We start from the raw sequence: 16,983 nt of genomic DNA on the forward strand, positions 1-16,983 counted from the left end.
AGCCCGGGCACCCGTGTCCGCTGCCGGAGCATGCCGTTCCGTCCGGGTCGGTCCCGTTCCGGGTGCCGGTCGGTGTCGGTGACGCCGAGCGAACACCGGGCGAATATGCCCGCCGCCGGTCGCGCGAGGGTTGCGGGCGCGGGTTGTGACCGTGGCTTGTCCGACGAAACACTCAAAGCGATCCAGGACATGATCGACCGCGCCCGCACTCTCGAAGGTCTTCTCGCCCTTACCGACCCGTGATCCCCGGTCAATGTCGATCATGCCCGAGCGCGCTATTTGGGGCGGTTTGCGGCTACACTCCGGGGTCGCTGTGTCTGCCCGCCGTCTGGGTGAGGTTGGTCATACTGTCCGGGCGTCGAGGGTAGGTGTCCGCCCGGAGGCCGCGCCGGGCTGGGGATCCGGGCGCTTGATAGGGAAAGCCTATCGGCGGCATGGGGTGGATTGATTTCTCTTTTCAACGCCCGTGCGGCACTCTGGCGACATCGGCCGCCGTCCGTCACACCGGTACCGGCGGTATCCCGTGTCCCGCGCGGCCTCGTGCGCCGCAGGGCCGACGTCCAACTCGCAACCAAAGGAGTCTGCGTGCTTACGATCGGTGACCAGTTCCCCGAGTACGAGCTGACCGCCTGCGTCTCGCTGGACCCGGACAACGCGTTCGAGACCCTCAACCACAAGTCCCACCAGGGCAAGTGGCGGGTCGTGTTCTTCTGGCCCAAGGACTTCACGTTCGTCTGTCCGACGGAGATCGCGGAGTTCGGCCGGCTCAACGAGGAGTTCGCCGACCGCGACGCCCAGGTGCTCGGCGCGTCGGTGGACAACGAGTTCGTCCACTTCGCGTGGCGCAAGGACCACCCGGACCTGCGCGAGCTGCCGTTCCCGATGCTGTCGGACCTCAACCGCGAGCTGGCGTCCGCGCTCGGCATCCTCACCCCGGACGGCGTCGCGCAGCGCGCCACGTTCATCGTGGACCCCGACAACGAGATCCAGTTCGTCATGGTGACGGCCGGGTCCGTCGGCCGGAACGTCACCGAGGTCCTGCGGGTCCTCGACGCGCTCCAGTCCGACGAGCTGTGCCCCTGCAACTGGAACAAGGGCGAGGACACCCTCGACGCCGCCAAGCTCATGGCCGGCGTCTGATCCGCCCGTAGCAACCCGACGGCGGCCGGCCGTGGCGAGAGCGCGGCCGGCCGTCCCGCCGAAAGGACGAGAGAGTGAGCGTCGACGCGCTGAAGTCGGCCCTTCCCGGCTACGCGAAGGACACCAAGCTGAACCTCGGCTCGGTGACCTCCACGTCCGCCCTGTCGGACCAGCAGCTCTGGGGCACGGTCCTCGCGACCGCCCTCGCCAGCCGCAACGCCCAGGTCATCCGCGAGCTGGCCGAGGAGGCGGGCGACTACCTGTCCGCCGAGGCGTTCGAGGCGGCCAAGGGCGCCGCGTCGATCATGGCGATGAACAACATCTACTACCGGTCGACGCACCTGATCGGCGACGAGACGTACGCGACGCTGCCCGCGAAGCTGCGCATGTCGATCATCGGCAAGCCCGGGGTGGACAAGATCGACTTCGAGCTGTGGTGCCTGGCGGTGTCGGCCGTGAACGGCTGCGGCCGGTGCCTGGAGTCGCACGAGAAGGTGCTGCGCGACGGCGGGCTGTCGCGCGAGCGGATCCAGGAGGCGCTGCGGGTCGCCGCGGTCGTCCACGCCACCGCCGTCACACTGGAGGGCGAGGCCGCGCTGGCCCCCGCCACTGTCTGACGAAACGGTCAAAAGGCCCGGCTGGGGTAACCCCGGCCGGGCCTTCGCACGTCTTCGACTGTGACCCTGGAAACAAGCCGACGCAACGAAGCGTTGGATTTTTCGGGAAATCATGCGATCGGGGGGATCGTGCACACCACACCCGCCACCACGGACGAACCGCACGCCGAGGTCGTCGAGGTCTGGCCGCGCGACGGGGTGATCCGCCTCGTCGGGCACGTCGCCGGGCTCGCGGACGCGCCGGACGACGGCTGGACGCTGGAGAGCCGCGCCCGCGAACGCCGCCGGGCGCCGTCGCTCGCCGGGCGCGTCCGCAGCCGCCTGCGCAACAGATTGCGCGCCGCCCCGCGCGTACTCGCCCATCCGGCCCATCTGGAGGACGGACGGTTCACCGCCGAGATTCCCGTCGGCGCGCTGGTCCCACCGCGCCGCGGCGCCGTCGAGCACTGGGACCTGTCCTTCGTCCACGCCGACGGGCGGCGGCTGCGCGCCGGACGCTGGCTGGACGACATGCCCGGCAAGAAGCGCATCGTTGCGTTCCCCACCCAGCAGGCCGGCCGCGGCACGAAGGTCCGCCCCTACTTCACCGACGGGGACGCGCTGGCCGTCCGCGTCACCAGGACGGGCCGATGAAGATCACCTATGTGCTGACCTGGGCGTACGGGATGGGCGGCACGATCCGCACGGTCATCAGCCAGGCGAACGCGATGGCCCGCGAGGGCCACGACGTGGAGATCGTCAGCGTGCTCCAGGGCAGCGACGAGCCGAAGTTCCCCGTCGATCCGCGCGTGCGGATGGTGACCCTCCTGGACCGGCGCGGCACCGGCGATCCGCCCGACGCCCCGCCGGGGCGGTACGTCCCCGAGGCCGAGCCCGCGGCGTCCGCCTTCACCGCCGAGGTGGAGGACACCGTCGCCGCCGCGTTCGCGCAGGTCCGCGACCGCATCCTCGTCACCACGCGTCCGGCGCTGAACCTGCTGTCCGCGCGGTTCACACCGAAGAGCACGGTGCGCGTCGCGCAGGAGCACCTCAATCTCGGCATCCACCGGCCGCCGGTGCGGGAGGCGATCCTCGATGCGTACGGCGCGCTCGACGTCGTCGTCACGCTGACCGAACGCGACCAGAACGCCTACCGCGAGGCGTTCGGCGCCGCGCTTCGCGTCGAGCGCATCCCGAACGCGCTGCACACGCTCGACGTCGCCCGCGCCGACCCGGACACCAAGACCGTCGTCGCCGCCGGACGCCTCAGCCGCCAGAAGGGGTTCGACTTCCTGATCCCGGCGTTCGAGCAGGTGGCCGAGAAGCATCCGGACTGGCGGCTGCGCATCTACGGCGGCGGCCCCGACAAGGACAAGCTCAAGCGCGCGATCCAGAAGCGGCACCTCTATAACCACGTCTTCCTCATGGGCAAGACCGACGCGATGGACAAGGGGTTCGCGAAAGGCTCGGTGTTCGCGCTCAGTTCTCGCTTCGAGGGCTTCGGCATGGTGCTCATCGAGGCGCTGAGCCACGGCCTCGCGACCGTGTCGTTCGACTGCCCGGAGGGTCCCGCCGAGATCCTGACGGACGAGCACGACGGTCTGCTCGTCCCGCCGCGGGACGTCGACGCGCTCGCCGCCGGGCTGAACCGCGTCATCGAGGACGACGGCCTGCGCCGCGATCTCGGCGAGGCCGGGTTGAAGACCGCGCGGGCCTACGGGCCGGACTCGGTCCTCCCCCAGTGGGAGCGGCTGTTCGCCGATCTCACCGGGGGCTGACCGTCACTCCCACTCGATGGTGCCCGGCGGCTTGCTGGTGACGTCGAGGGTGACGCGGTTGATCTCGCGGACCTCGTTGGTGATGCGGGTCGAGATGCGCTGCAGGAGGTCGAAGGGCAGCCGGGCCCAGTCGGCCGTCATGGCGTCCTCGCTGGTCACGGGGCGCAGGACGACGGGGTGCCCGTAGGTGCGTCCGTCGCCCTGCACGCCGACCGAGCGGACGTCGGCGAGGAGGACGACCGGGAACTGCCAGACGTCGCGGTCGAGCCCGGCGCGGGTCAGTTCCTCGCGGGCGATGGCGTCGGCGTCGCGCAGGATCTCCAGCCGCTCGCGGGTCACCGCGCCGATGATGCGGATGCCGAGGCCGGGGCCGGGGAACGGCTGCCGCCAGACGATCTCGGCGGGCAGGCCGAGCTGCTCGCCGACGGCTCGGACCTCGTCCTTGAACAGGGTCCGCAGCGGCTCGACGAGCTGGAACTGCAGGTCCTCGGGCAGGCCGCCGACGTTGTGGTGCGACTTGATGTTGGCCGCGCCGGTGCCGCCGCCGGACTCCACGACGTCGGGGTAGAGCGTTCCCTGGACGAGGAACTCGACGGGTTCGGCGGCGTTCTCCCCCACGATCTCGCGGGCGGCCTCCTCGAACACGCGGATGAACTCGCGGCCGATGATCTTCCGCTTGGTCTCGGGGTCGGTGACGCCGTCGAGGGCGCCGAGGAAGCGTTCCTGCGCGTCCACGACGTGCAGGTTCACGCCCGTCGCGGCGACGAAGTCCTTCTCGACCTGCTCGGCCTCGCCCTTGCGCAGCAGCCCGTGGTCCACGAAGACGCAGGTGAGCTGGTCGCCGATGGCGCGCTGGACGAGCGCCGCCGCGACCGCCGAGTCCACGCCGCCCGACAGGCCGCAGATCGCCCGCTTGGTGCCGATCTGCTGCTGGACGGCCGCGACCGACTCGTCCACGATGTTTACCATCGTCCAGTTCGGACGGCAGCCCGCGCCTTCGTACAGGAACCGGCGCAGCACCTCCATGCCGTGCTCGGTGTGCAGCACCTCGGGGTGGAACTGGACGCCGAACAGCCCGCGCTCCCGGTCCTCCATGCCCGCGACCGGCGTCACGTCGGTGCGGGCGGTGACCGTGAACCCGGCCGGCGCGGCGCTGACGAAGTCGCGGTGGGACATCCAGACGGCCTGCTCGCCGGGCGTCCCCGCGAACAGCAGGCCGGGGTCGGTGACGGCGATGGTCGCGCCGCCGTACTCGGCGACGTCGGAGTCGGCGACCGTCCCGCCGAGCGCCTGCGCCATCACCTGGTGGCCGTAGCAGATGCCGAGCGTCGGGACGCCGAGGTCGAACAGCCCCGCCGGGGCGGCCGGGGCGCCCGGCTCGTAGACCGACGCGGGCCCGCCGGACAGGATGATCGCCTTCGGCCGCTTCGCCAGCATCTCGGCGGCGGGCATCGTGGACGGGACGATCTCGCTGAACACCTGGCATTCCCGGACGCGCCGGGCGATGAGCTGGGCGTACTGCGCGCCGAAGTCGACGACGAGAACGGTGTCAAAGGTCTGGTCTACGGCCACCAAGACGCCTTTCGGGAACAGGTCGGGATCCGGCGGAAACCCCAGTGTAGAGGGCGCTGCCTGCGGTAACGCGCCCGGACGCCCAAGCCTGACGCGCCGCGACGGGACGCGCCGAATGCGAGCGCTCGGGGGTTCCGCTCTGATACCTGTTGACAACAGTGCGTGTCCGTCCCGTCTTCCCTCCTGCCTGAATAGAGGAGCCCCGTGAAGCTCGTCGCCGTCGCCGCCGCCGTCCTGTCCGCCGCGTTCGCCGCGTCCGGCGCGGCCCCGCCCCGCGCCCAGGAACCCGCGGCGGAGTCGCGCTGCGCGGGCGCGGCACTACGCGTGCGGTCGGGGACGCCACCGGGCGTGGAGCGCAACGAGTTGACGGCGGCGCAGGCGGCGGCGGTCGAGAGCGCGCTGACACGGCTCACGCGCGGCCTCGGCGAGCGGCGCGCGGCGCCGACGATCCCGGTCTACTTCCACGTCCTGCACGCCGGGAGCCGCGGGAACGTGTCGGACGCGGCGGTCCGGCGGCAGATCGCCGCGATGAACGCCGCGTACGGGGGCGCCAAGGGCGGCGCGGACACCGGCGTCCGGTTCACGCTGAAGAAGATCACCCGGTCCGACAACGCCCGGTGGTACGCCGACCCGCAGGAGTACGAGGAGGCGTACAAGCCGAAGCTGCACGTCGGCGGCGCGCGGACGCTGAACCTCTACACCGCCGACACCGGGACGGACCTGCTCGGCTTCTCCACGTTCCCGTGGAAGTACGCGTCCCAGCCCAAGCTGGACGGCGTCCTGGTGCATCCGGGCACGCTGCCGGGCGGCTCGCTGGCTCATTACAACCTGGGTTACAGCGCCGTCCATGAGACCGGGCACTGGCTGGGGCTGTACCACACGTTCCAGGACGGGTGCAGTTCCCAGGGCGACCGGGTGGCCGACACGCCGCCGGAGGCCGAGGCGACGAACGGGTGCCCGTCCGGCAAGGACACGTGCGCGGGCGACGGCGCGGACCCGATCCACAACTTCATGGACTACGCCTACGACGGGTGCATGCACGAGTTCACGGCGGGCCAGGGCGCGCGGATCCGCAAGGTGTGGGCCGCCTACCGCGCGGGTTAGCCGTGCGGTTCGGCTGACGGGCACCGGACGGCCCGGGGGTCCCGGGCCCTCCGGCCGTCAGGAGATTTCGACGATCGGCAGACGCAGCGCGGCCGGCGCCTGCTCGGGGACGGCCGGGTTCTTCGGCGCGACCGCCGCGACCCGCCGGTACGGAGAACCGAGCGCGGGACGCGGGTCCTCCTCGCCCTTGTTCGGCCACAGCGACATCGCCCGCTCGGCCTGCGCGGTGATCGTCAGCGACGGGTTCACGCCGAGGTTCGCCGACACCGCCGACCCGTCCACGACGTGCAGCCCCTCGTGCCCGTAGACGCGGTGGTAGGGGTCGATGACGCCGCGCTCGGACGAGTCCCCGATCGGGCAGCCGCCGAGGAAGTGCGCGGTCAGCGGGACGTCGAACAGGTCGCCCCAGCCGCCGCCCGCCATGCCGCCGGTCTCCTCGGCGAGCAGCCGCGCGGCGTCGTGGCCGGCCGGGATCCAGGTCGGGTTGGGCTCACCGTGGCCCGCCGTCGAGCGGACGTCCCAGCCGAACGGCCCGCGCTTGGGCTTCAGCGTGATCGAGTTGTCGCGGGACTGCATGACGAGCGCGATGACGGTCCGCTCCGACCACGTCCGGACGTCCACGAGCTGGATCAGGTCGCCGGGCCGGCGCGCGACCTGCCCGAGGAACTTCGCCCAGCGCGGCCGGTGCTTCTCGCCGGGCCGATCGCCGTCCACCAGCAGCGTCTGGAGCATCGCCATGAGGTTGGAACCCTTGCCGTACCGGACGGGCTCGATGTGCGTGTCCTCGGTCGGGTGGAACGACGACGTGATCGCGACGCCGCGCGAGTAGTCCGGGCCGGGGACGCCGTTGCGGCGGCCCGCGCCGAGGACGGCCTCGGAGTTCGTGCGGGTCAGCTCGCCGAGCCGGGGCGACAGCCGGGGCAGCAGCCCGGTGGAGCGCAGCTTGTGCAGGAGCTTCTGCGTCCCGTAGGTGCCCGCCGCGAACACGACGTGCCGCGCGGTGAAGCTCTTGCGGTTGCGCCCGAACGAGCCGGTCCGGACGATGTCGACCCGGTAGCCGCCGCCGTCCAGGGGCGTGACGGCCGTGACGCGGCTCAGCGGCATGATCCGTGCGCCCGCCCGTTCCGCCAGGTACAGGTAGTTCTCGGTGAGCATGTTCTTGGCGCCGTGCCGGCAGCCGACCATGCACTCGCCGCACTCGGTGCAGCCGCGGCGGCGCGGCCCGGCGCCGCCGAAGTAGGGGTCCTCGCTCTCGACGCCCGGCCCGGCGCCGAAGTGGACGCCGACCGGGGTCCGGACGAATGTGTCGCCCTTGCCCATCCGCTCGGCGACGTTCCGCATGGCCTCGTCCGCCGCCGTGATCGTCGGGTTCTGGACGACCCCGAGCATCCGCCGCGCCTGGTCGTAGTACGGCGCCAGCTCGGCCTTCCAGTCCGTGATGTGGGCCCACTGCCGGTCCTTGAAGAACGGGTCCGGCGGGACGTACAGCGTGTTGGCGTAGTTCAGCGACCCGCCGCCGACGCCCGCCCCCGCCAGCACCATGACCCGGCTGGACTTGGCCCCCCGGATCAGGTGGATGCGCTGCATCCCGGTGAGGCCGAGCGCGGGCGCCCAGATGTAGCGGGCCACCCGCCAGTTGGTCTCGGGCAGCCCGGGATGGCGGGCGCCGGGCGCCGCGTCCGGGCCGGCGTCGAAGCGGCGGCCCGCCTCGATCACGCCGACCTTGTAGCCCTTCTCGGTCAGCCGCAGCGCGGTCACGCTGCCGCCGAACCCCGAGCCGACGACCAGAACGTCGAAATCCATGCGCCCTACTTGATCCTCAGCGTCTTCATGAGCTTCACGCCGCGCGCCATCAGCCCGGCGAACGTCGCGTAGCTCATCGAGCCCGGCGGTTCCAGGTCCATGTAGTGCTGGCTCGCGACGGTCTGGACCTCGGTGAACTTCAGCAGGCCCTCCGTCCCGTGCCGCCGTCCGACGCCGGACTGCTTGAACCCGCCCATCGGCGCGTCGTAGGACGCGTAGGCGGCGCCGTAGCCGTCGTTGACGTTGACCGTCCCGGCCTGGAGGCGCGCGGCGAGCCGGCGGCCGTGCGCGACGTCCTTCGTCCAGACCGACGCGTTGAGGCCGTACTCGGTGTCGTTGGCGCGGGCGACGACCTCGTCCTCGTCCCGGAACTTGTAGACCGCGACGACCGGCCCGAACGTCTCGTTCGCGCACAGGTCCATCGCGCCGGTGACGTCGGCGAGGACGGTCGGCTCGTAGAACAGCGGCCCGATGTCCGGCCGGGCCTTGCCGCCCGCCAGCACGGTCGCGCCCTCCTCGACGGCCTGCGCGACGTGCGCGGTGACCGCTTCGAGCTGGCGCGGGTAGGTGAGCGAGCCCATCTCGGCGGAGTAGTCCAGCGCGCTGCCGAGCTTCATGTTCCCGGCCAGTTCGGCGAAGCGCGGGACGAACCGGTCGTAGATGTCCTCGTGGACGTACAGCCGCTCGATCGAGATGCAGAGCTGGCCCGCGTTGGTGAAGCAGGCGCGCAGGGCTCCGCGGGCGGTGCGCTCGACGTCGGCGTCCGCGAGGACGATCATCGGGTTCTTGCCGCCGAGTTCGAGCGAGTAGTTCACCAGGCGCGGCGCGACCTTGGCCGCGATCGCCTTGCCGCCCCGGGTGGAGCCGGTGAACGACACGTAGTCGGCGTTGTCGATGAGCGGGTCGCCGATCTCGGCGGGGTCGCCGATGACGATCTGCCACAGGTCGCGCGGCAGGCCCAGCTCGACGAGCAGGTCCAGGACCCACAGGCTCGTCAGGCACGTCTGGGTGTCGGGCTTGTGGATCACCGCGTTGCCCGCCATGAGCGCGGGCGCGATGTCGCTGGTGCCGAGCACGAGCGGGTAGTTCCACGGCGAGATCAGGCCGACGACGCCCTTCGGGTGGCGCAGCTCCCGGACGCGCGTGAGACCCGGGACCATGCCCTGGCGGCGGTGCGGCTTCAGCAGCTTCGGCGCGCGGCGGGCGTAGTAGAGCGAGCAGAGGGCGACGTCGAGGAACTCTTCGAGGGCGTGGCGGCGCGCCTTGCCCGTTTCGAGCTGGAGGACGTCCAGGATCTCCTCGCGGCGGTCCACGATGGCGTCGGCGAGGCGCAGGAAGGGCTTGGCGCGCTGCGCGGGCGTCAGCTCCGCCCAGGCGCGCTGCGCCTTGCGGGCGCGCTCGTAGGCGAGGCGGACGTCGTCCGCGCTGGAGACCGGCACCGTGGCCAGCGGCTCGCCGGTGAAGGGGGTGGGGATCGTCACGGTCTCGGCACCGCCGGAGGCGACGTGCGAGGCCAGCCGCTCGACGACGCTCTGGGGGAGCCTGTGCTCTGTCACGCCTTTGGCGAGGCCCGTCGAAGATGCCATGAAGGCAGAGTATGACCAGGTGACCATAGGACGCTACCCACAGGTAACGAGTTACTTTCCGTCAGTTATCGGATTCTTTCCGTGCCGACAGTTGCGGAACGTTCCAGCATGACCGAGTTGGGCAACCCTCCGCTTGACTCACCGGTCAGGGTGTAAGCCGGGGACGGAGCAGAGCCAGGCGCCGCCGCCGCGCCGCGCCGCCGGACGTCCCCCGCCCGCCCGTCCGGCCGGAGCACCGGCGGCCGACAGGGAGGGACCCCAGCATGATCGACGCCCCGAACGGCCGTCCGAACGGCCGCTCGCGCGCCGCCGCGCCGAGCGCCCGCGGACGGGGCCGGGCGCCCCGCGCGGCCGGCCGTCCCGGCGCCGCCCGCCGCGACCGCCGCGAGGAGACCCGCACGGCGCTGCTCGCGGCGGCCGGACGGCTGTGGGCCGAGCGCGGCATCCACGGCGCGTCCCTGGACGACATCGCGGCGGCGGCGGGCCTGACCAAGGGCGCGGTGTACTCCAACTTCACCGGCAAGACCGATCTCGTGCTCGCGCTGATGGAACGGTGTACCGACGCGTCCGCGACCGTCCTGCGGGACGCCCTGCCGCTGTGCGCGCGGCTCGCCGAGGACGCGCACCACTGCGACGACGGCTGCGCCGACGGACGCCTGCTCGCGCTGCTGCTCGTGGAGTTCTGGCTGTACGGGATGCGCGACTACGCGGCGGGCTGGCGCGTGGCCGACTGGTGGGCCGAGCACCGCACCCGCCTCGCCGAGGGCCTGCCCGGCGACGGCCCGGCGGGCGACGCCGCCGCCCGCGCCGCGCTCGCCGTCGCGCTGGACATCGGCCTGGCGTTCCAGCACCTCATGGACCCCGACCGCGTCCCCGCCGACCTGTACGACCGCGCCGTCCGCCTCCTCTGACGTCGGCCCGGAGAGCGCCGGGCGGTGAGGCCGTGGCCGAGCGCGGGAGTTCTCGCGCCCGGACCGGCCCGTCAGCGGGTGGGGAGGGCGGTGGGGCCGTCGTCGGGCTGCTCGGTGAGCGGCGGCAGCGTCGCCTCGGGCACCGGGCGCTCCTCCGGCGGCGTCACCGACCGGATGCCGACGGACGGCACCGGGTTGTCGTCGTCCAGCGTGCCGTTCGGGACGATCTGCGGCTGGACGAGCTTGCCGACCGCCAGCTCACCGTCCGCCGACTTGAACACCTTGTCGAAGTTCGCGGCGTAGGCGGCGTAGGTCTTGGCGTCGTCCAGCGTCAGGACGGCCTCGTCGTTGCGCCGCAGCGCGTCGTAGGTGTAGCTGTGGCTGCCCGTCAGGACGAGCTTGCGCTGCCGCCCGCCGTAGGTCCCGTCGATCAGCAGGTACTTGGAGTGCGCCGGGTGCGAGCTGCTGGCGCGGAAGAACCGCACCTTCGCCCTGCTCCTGCTGAGGACCTGCTCGACGTCCTCGCCGAGGCTGCCGCTGGCGATCCGGACGTCGCAGCCCTGCGCGTCCATCCACGCGAGCTGGTCCGCGACGCCCTTGCGGGTGAACAGGCCGCTGGACAGCCCGATCTTCGTCCCCGGCGTGCAGGTGACCATCTGGAGCGTCGCGACGATCGGGTCCGGCTGGGACGACTTGGGGTAGAAGCTCACCGACCGGGACCCCGACTTGATCGTCCGCCAGTAGTTCGGGTCGGCCTTCTTGCGGGACAGGTCGTAGAAGTACGTCCGGTAGGCGTTGTGCAGCGCCGTATCGGTCATCGTGTAAGCGTCGTTGAACTGGTTGTACATGCCGCCCGTGGCATTCCCGGACGTCTGCACCACGACGTTCTTCGAGTCGTACGTCTTCGAGAAGACGTAGAACTTGTTGTGGTTCTTCGCCCACTGGCCGGACGACGACGTCCGCGCGATGCAGCCCTCGTTCTTCGGGCACACCGTGATCCAGGACGCCTTGGACATGTCCGTGCCGAGGTTCTTCTTCAGCAGCGCGTAGTTCTCCGGCCGCTTGCTGAGGCTGTCGTTGTCCAGGACGATCCGGACGTTCACCCCGCGCTTGCGCGCGTCGACCAGCGCGTTCGCCATGCCCGTCGTCTGGAGCCGGAACAGCGCGACGTCGATCTCGGCGCCCTTCGGCGTGTTCCGGATCAGCCGCTTGAGGTAGAGGTCGAGCGACCCGGCCTGGTCGGTGTTCCCGGTCGGGTTGTTGAACAGCGGCCCCTGGGGGACGTACGTGCGCTTGACGGCCCACGGCGTCGTCGCGGGCTTCAGCGACATCGGCCTCGGCTTCGCCGGGACGGCCGCCGAAGCGCCGCCCGCGGCGGCCAGCTCCAGCACGATCAGCCCGGCTCCGGCCAGCAGTCCTCCGGCGACGATGGACAACCCCCGCACGCGCGACCCCTTCGCTCAGTTCAGTACGTCTCGTCCCCCGACAAGGAGACGGACGTTACCACCGAGAGCGCCGCAAGACAGTTCCGGTCACATATTTCACACGAGTCCATGACTCTGCGGGAAATGTCAGGGTGAAACGGCCACGGACTGCGACCGGGAAACGTCAGAGCGTCGGGACGATGTCCGGAGCGCCGCGCCGCGACGCGGACGCCTCGTGGTCGCCGTCCTGCGACTGCGACGCCCGCTCGGCCTCGATCCGCTTGCGGTAGTACTCGATCTCCCGGTCGCGCTGCGCGGCGGACCAGCCGAGGACGGGCGCGACCAGGTCCGCCGCCTCCTCCGCCACGCCCACGCCCCGGTCCCACGTCTCGATGGAGATCCGCGTCCGCCGCGCGAGGACGTCGTTCAGGTGCCGCGCCCCCTCGTGCGACGCCGCGTAGACGATCTCGGCGCGCAGGTAGTCGTCCGCGCCGGTCAGCGGCCGGCCGAGGTCGGGCCGCTCGGCGACCATCGCGAGCAGGTCGTCCACGAGCGTCCCGTAGCGGCGCAGCAGGTGCTCGATCCGCGCGACGTGCAGGCCCGAGCGCGCGGCGAGCCGGTGCCGGGAGTTCCACATCGCCGGGAAGCCCTCGCCGCCGACGAGCGCGACCCGGTCGGTGCAGGACTCGGCGACCTTGCCGTCCAGGCCGTGCGCCACCGCGTCGATCGCGTCCTTGGCCATCACCCGGTACGTCGTGTACTTGCCGCCCGCGACGAGCACCAGCCCCGGCACCGGGTGCGCGACGACGTGCTCGCGGGAGAGCTGCGACGTCTCCTCCCGCTCCCCGCGCAGCAGCGGGCGCAGCCCCGCGTAGACGCCCTCGACGTCGTCGTGCGTCAGCGGCGTGTTGAGCACGGTGTTCACGTGCTCCAGGACGTAGTCGATGTCGGCGCGGGACGCGGCCGGGTGCGCGAGGTCCAGGTCCCACGCGGTGTCGGTCGTCCCGATGATCCAGTGGCGGCCCCACGGGATGACGAACAGCACGGACTTCTCGGTGCGCAGCAGGATCCCGGTCGCCGAGTGGATCCGGTCCTTCGGGACGACCAGGTGGATCCCCTTGGACGCCTTCACGTGGATCCGCCCGCGCCCCCCGACGAGCTGCTGGATCTCGTCCGTCCACACCCCGGTCGCGTTGACGACCTGCTTGGCGCGCACCTCGCTCACCGCGTCGCTCTCCAGGTCGCGGATCCGCAGGCCGGTGACCCGCTCGCCCTCGCGCAGGAACCCGACGCACTGGGTGCGGGACGCGATCCGCGCGCCGAACTGCGCCGCCGTCCGCAGCGCGGTCATGACGAAGCGGGCGTCGTCCACCTGCGCGTCCCAGAGCTGGATCGCGCCGGTGAACGCGTCCTTGCGCAGCGACGGCGCCAGCCGCAGCGCGCCGCGCCGCGTCAGGTGCCGGTGGTGCGGGACGCCGCGCGTGCTGCCCATCTGGAACGCCAGCGCGTCGTACAGCGCGACCCCGGCGCCGAAGTAGCCGCGCTCCCAGACGCGGTGCGTCGTCGGCAGCAGGAACGGCACCGGGCGCACCAAGTGCGGCGCGATCCGCTGGAGCAGCAGGCCGCGTTCGGTCAGCGCCTCCCGGACGAGGTCGAAATTGAACTGCTCCAGATAGCGCAGCCCGCCGTGGATCAGCTTGGACGACCGCGAGGACGTCCCGGACGCGAAGTCCCGCGCCTCCACGACCGCGACCGACAGCCCGCGCGTCGCCGCGTCCAGCGCCGCGCCCGCGCCGACGATCCCCGCGCCGACCACGACGACGTCGAACTCCTCGCCGCTCGCCATCCGCTCCAGCGCCGCCGCCCGCTCGGCGGGGCCGAGCCGTGCGCTGCCCAGCCCGCTCACCGGTGATCCCGTCATAGTGAAGTCTCCCCGTAGGCGTCACTCGGCCCGGTACCTACCCAGCGGTAGGTAGGCGTCCACCTTCCGCACAGTGGACAATTCACCACGTTCGGCGGACACGACGGCCATGATGGCAGCCGCCGGTGAACGAAGGAGCGGCATGACGGACTGGCGGATCCCCGACTTCGACGAGGTGCGCGAGCTGGGCCGGGGCGCGCAGGGCCGGGTCGTCCTCGCCCGCCACGCCGGGGACGGCACGCCCGTCGCGATCAAGTACCTGACCGCCGCCGCCACCGCCGGGGACCGCGAGGGCTTCCGCCACGAGGCGCGGATGCTCGGCCGCGTCACCAGCCCGCACGTCACGCGCCTGTACCGGCTCGTGGAGAACGAGGACGGCGCGGCGCTCGTCATGGAGGCCGTGGACGGCGCGTCGCTCAAGGAGATCCTCGTCCGGCACGGCGCGCTGGAGCCCGAGGCGGCGCTGACCGTCCTCAAGGGGTCGCTGCTCGGGCTCGCCGCCGCGCACGCCGTCGGGGTCGTCCACCGCGACTACAAGCCCGCGAACGTGATGGTGCTCGCGGACGGGCGCAGCAAGCTCATCGACTTCGGCATCGCCACGCCGTCCGGCGCCGCGTCGGGGTCGGGCACGCCGTTCTACATGGCGCCCGAGCAGTGGAACCGGCACCCCGCGAGCCCGGCCACGGACGTGTACGCCGCGACCTGCGTGTTCTACGAGTGCGTCACCGGGCACCGGCCGTTCGAGGCGTCGGGGGCGGCGCTGATGGCGCAGCACGGGACCGCGCCGGTGCCGCTGGAGGACGTCCCCGAACCGCTGCGTCCGCTCGTCGCGCACGGCATGGCCAAGGAGGCGGCGCGGCGCCCGCCGGGCGCGGCGGCGTTCGTCGCCGAACTGGAGGACGCGGCCCGCCGCGCCTACGGGACGGACTGGGAGCAGCGCGGCCTGCGCGCCGCCGCCGTGGCCGCCGCCGCGCTCGCCGCCCTGTTCCCGCTCGCCGCCGCGGGCCTGTCCGGCGCCGCCGGCGCGGGCTCAGCCGGCGCGGCAGGCGCGGCGGGCTCGGCCGGTGCCGGCGCGGCGGGTTCCGCCGGCGCGGGCTCGGCCGGTGCGGGCGCGGCGGGTTCGGCGGGCAGCGGGGCGGCGCAGACGGGCGCGGGCTTCCTCGCCAAGGCGGGCGGCGTGAAGGTCGTCGCGGCCGTCGTCGGCGCGGCGGCCGTCGCGGGCGGCGGCGTCGCGGCCTACGAGGCGGCCCAGTCCGACCCGCCCCCGCCCCGCCCGATCGCGCTCCAGGTCGCGTCCACGTCCCTGGTCAACAACCAGAACGGCCTGGTGGTGGACAAAGCGCAATACGTGACCGTCAGCAACGTGAAGGACCCGGCCGTCGCGCGCAAGGTGAACGCCGCATTGCGCAAGCCCGTGGACGACGCCATCGCCCGCTACGCCCAGCACGCGAACGCCCCGGGCCAGGGACCGGACTTCATCGCCCGGCAGCGCACGCTGCCCACCACCTCGCCGGAGCGCATGACCCTCACGATCTCCACCGAGATCGGCGTGCGCGGCCCGAAGCTCCTGTCCGTCGGCTACATGGTCGCCAACCCCGTCAACGCGGGCGGCGGCCACGACTACGAGCCCGTCGTCGTCACCGTGGACCTGGCCACCGGCAGGACGCTGCCCACCAAGGACGTCCTGCTCCCGAGCACCCTGACGAGAGCGGGCATCACTCGGCTCTCACCGCTGGTCCCACCGATGCCGTCCAGCACGCCGGACTACCCCGAGCCGGGCCACTGCGTCCCGTCCCTGGCCGGGGACTACCCCACCGGCACCGTCCCGGAGCAGTTCGGCTCGACCGGCCTGCCCGCCCTCCTCACGAGAGCGGGCGTGCGCTTCGGCTTCGCGAACTCCGGCGAGTGCGGCTACCGCCTGTGGAGCGACCCCGTCCCGTACGCCAAGATCGCCCCCTACCTCCAGCCCGGCATCCAGGCCAAGGCCACCGCCTAACGCGGCGCGACGACGACCTGGACGCGCTGGAACTCCTTCAGCTCGGTGTACCCGGACGTCGCCATCGCGCGGCGCAGCGAGCCGATCAGGTTCATCGAGCCGTCGGCCACGCGGGACGGGCCGTGCAGGATCTGGTCCATCGTGCCGATCGTGCCGAGGTCCAGGCGGGTGCCGCGCGGGACGTCCGGGTGGTGCGCCTCGCTGCCCCAGTGGTAGCCGCGTCCGGGCGCCTCGGTGGCGCGCGCGAACGGTGAGCCGACCATGACGGCGTCGGAGCCGCACGCGAACGCCTTGGCGATGTCGCCGCTGTTGGTCATGCCGCCGTCGGCGATGACGTGGACGTACCGGCCGCCGGACTCGTCCATGTAGTCGCGGCGGGCGGCGGCGACGTCCGCGACGGCCGTCGCCATCGGCACCGCCACGCCGAGCACCGTGCGGGTCGTGTGGCCCGACCCGCCGCCGAAGCCGACGAGGACGCCCGCCGCGCCCGTCCGCATGAGGTGCAGCGCGGCCGTGTACGTCGAGCAGCCGCCGACGATCACCGGGACGTCCAGGTCGTAGATGAACTGCTTGAGGTTCAGCGGCTCGGCCCGCGAGGACACGTGCTCGGCCGACACGGTCGTCCCCCGGATGACGAACAGGTCCACGCCCGCGTCGATGACGGCCTTGTGGAACTGCGCCGTGCGCTGCGGCGACAGCGCCGCCGCGACCGTCACGCCCGCCGACCGGATCTCCTCGATGCGGCGGCCGATCAGCTCCTCGCGGATCGGCGCCCCGTAGATCTCCTGGAGCCGCTGCGTGGCGCGGGTGTCGTCCAGGGACGCGATCTCGGCGAGCAGCGGCTCGGGGTTCTCGTACCGCGTCCACAGCCCTTCGAGGTCCAGGACGCCGAGCCCGCCGTGCCGCCCGACGGCGATCGCGGTGGCCGGGCTGACGACGCTGTCCATCGGCGCGACCAGGATCGGCATCTCGAACCGGTAGGCGTCGATCTGCCAGGCGACGCTGACCTCCTCGGGGTCGCGCGTGCGCCGGGACGGCACGATGCCGATGTCGTCGAACCGGTACGCCCGGCGTCCGCTCTTGCCGCGCCCGATCTCCACCTCAGCAGCCACTGCCCTCTATCCCTCTTCCCGTGCGGGGTTCCGGGCGGAG

Annotated in this window: 13 protein-coding genes; 7 read left to right on the forward strand and 6 right to left on the reverse strand. The window is 72.2% G+C overall.

Features of this window, described 5'->3' with window-relative positions; genetic code table 11:
• The first annotated feature begins 585 nt into the window (after window positions 1–585).
• From BTM25_RS19795 to BTM25_RS19810, 4 genes are all read left to right on the forward strand, one after another.
• Window positions 586–1,140 (forward strand): peroxiredoxin, encoded by a 555-nt coding sequence (locus BTM25_RS19795; RefSeq protein WP_103564323.1) that lies wholly within the window; start codon window positions 586–588, stop codon window positions 1,138–1,140.
• Window positions 1,141–1,214: 74 nt separating this feature from the next.
• Entirely contained in the window at window positions 1,215–1,757 is a 543-nt protein-coding gene (locus BTM25_RS19800) for a carboxymuconolactone decarboxylase family protein (RefSeq protein ID WP_103564324.1), read from the forward strand.
• Between the two features lie 129 nt (window positions 1,758–1,886).
• Window positions 1,887–2,390 carry a hypothetical protein gene (locus BTM25_RS19805; protein ID WP_103564325.1) on the forward strand — a complete coding sequence of 168 codons (504 nt, stop codon included), beginning with the start codon at window positions 1,887–1,889 and terminating at the stop codon, window positions 2,388–2,390.
• Window positions 2,387–3,514 (forward strand): glycosyltransferase family 4 protein, encoded by a 1,128-nt coding sequence (locus BTM25_RS19810; RefSeq protein WP_103564326.1) that lies wholly within the window; start codon window positions 2,387–2,389, stop codon window positions 3,512–3,514. The genes BTM25_RS19805 and BTM25_RS19810 overlap by 4 nt, the downstream gene beginning before the upstream one ends.
• A 3-nt stretch (window positions 3,515–3,517) precedes the next feature.
• Here BTM25_RS19810 and guaA read toward each other — a convergent pair whose 3' ends face one another.
• Window positions 3,518–5,089, reverse strand: coding sequence for a glutamine-hydrolyzing GMP synthase (gene guaA, locus BTM25_RS19815; protein ID WP_103564327.1), 1,572 nt, complete (start codon window positions 5,087–5,089; stop codon window positions 3,518–3,520).
• Window positions 5,090–5,290: 201 nt separating this feature from the next.
• Between guaA and BTM25_RS19820 the strand changes: the two genes are divergently transcribed.
• The gene (locus tag BTM25_RS19820; RefSeq protein WP_235828497.1) at window positions 5,291–6,190 is read left to right on the forward strand and encodes a zinc metalloprotease; all 900 of its coding nucleotides are present in this window, start codon (window positions 5,291–5,293) and stop codon (window positions 6,188–6,190) included.
• Between the two features lie 57 nt (window positions 6,191–6,247).
• Here BTM25_RS19820 and BTM25_RS19825 read toward each other — a convergent pair whose 3' ends face one another.
• Window positions 6,248–7,993, reverse strand: a complete 1,746-nt coding sequence (locus BTM25_RS19825) for an FAD-dependent oxidoreductase (protein ID WP_103564328.1) — start codon at window positions 7,991–7,993, stop codon at window positions 6,248–6,250.
• Between the two features lie 5 nt (window positions 7,994–7,998).
• Window positions 7,999–9,579: a succinic semialdehyde dehydrogenase gene (locus BTM25_RS19830; protein ID WP_103564329.1), complete on the reverse strand. Its 1,581-nt coding sequence runs from the start codon at window positions 9,577–9,579 to the stop codon at window positions 7,999–8,001.
• A gap of 263 nt (window positions 9,580–9,842) precedes the next feature.
• Between BTM25_RS19830 and BTM25_RS19835 the strand changes: the two genes are divergently transcribed.
• Window positions 9,843–10,490 (forward strand): TetR/AcrR family transcriptional regulator, encoded by a 648-nt coding sequence (locus BTM25_RS19835; protein ID WP_103564330.1) that lies wholly within the window; start codon window positions 9,843–9,845, stop codon window positions 10,488–10,490.
• A gap of 71 nt (window positions 10,491–10,561) precedes the next feature.
• Here BTM25_RS19835 and BTM25_RS19840 read toward each other — a convergent pair whose 3' ends face one another.
• Together BTM25_RS19840 and BTM25_RS19845 are read right to left on the reverse strand one after the other, a co-directional pair.
• Window positions 10,562–11,935, reverse strand: a complete 1,374-nt coding sequence (locus tag BTM25_RS19840; RefSeq protein WP_103564331.1) for a phospholipase D-like domain-containing protein — start codon at window positions 11,933–11,935, stop codon at window positions 10,562–10,564.
• A gap of 163 nt (window positions 11,936–12,098) precedes the next feature.
• Window positions 12,099–13,835, reverse strand: coding sequence for a glycerol-3-phosphate dehydrogenase/oxidase (locus tag BTM25_RS19845; protein ID WP_103564332.1), 1,737 nt, complete (start codon window positions 13,833–13,835; stop codon window positions 12,099–12,101).
• 142 nt (window positions 13,836–13,977) lie between these two features.
• On the opposite strand from BTM25_RS19845, the gene BTM25_RS30035 reads away from it, so the two are divergent.
• Window positions 13,978–15,831 carry a protein kinase domain-containing protein gene (locus BTM25_RS30035; RefSeq protein WP_205648159.1) on the forward strand — a complete coding sequence of 618 codons (1,854 nt, stop codon included), beginning with the start codon at window positions 13,978–13,980 and terminating at the stop codon, window positions 15,829–15,831.
• Here BTM25_RS30035 and BTM25_RS19855 read toward each other — a convergent pair.
• Window positions 15,828–16,931, reverse strand: a complete 1,104-nt coding sequence (locus BTM25_RS19855; RefSeq protein ID WP_103564333.1) for a GuaB3 family IMP dehydrogenase-related protein — start codon at window positions 16,929–16,931, stop codon at window positions 15,828–15,830. The genes BTM25_RS30035 and BTM25_RS19855 overlap by 4 nt on opposite strands.
• Window positions 16,932–16,983 lie beyond the last annotated feature (52 nt).

The sequence above is a fragment of the Actinomadura rubteroloni genome (assembly GCF_002911665.1).
In the GTDB taxonomy this organism is placed as follows: Bacteria; Actinomycetota; Actinomycetes; order Streptosporangiales; family Streptosporangiaceae; genus Spirillospora; species Spirillospora rubteroloni.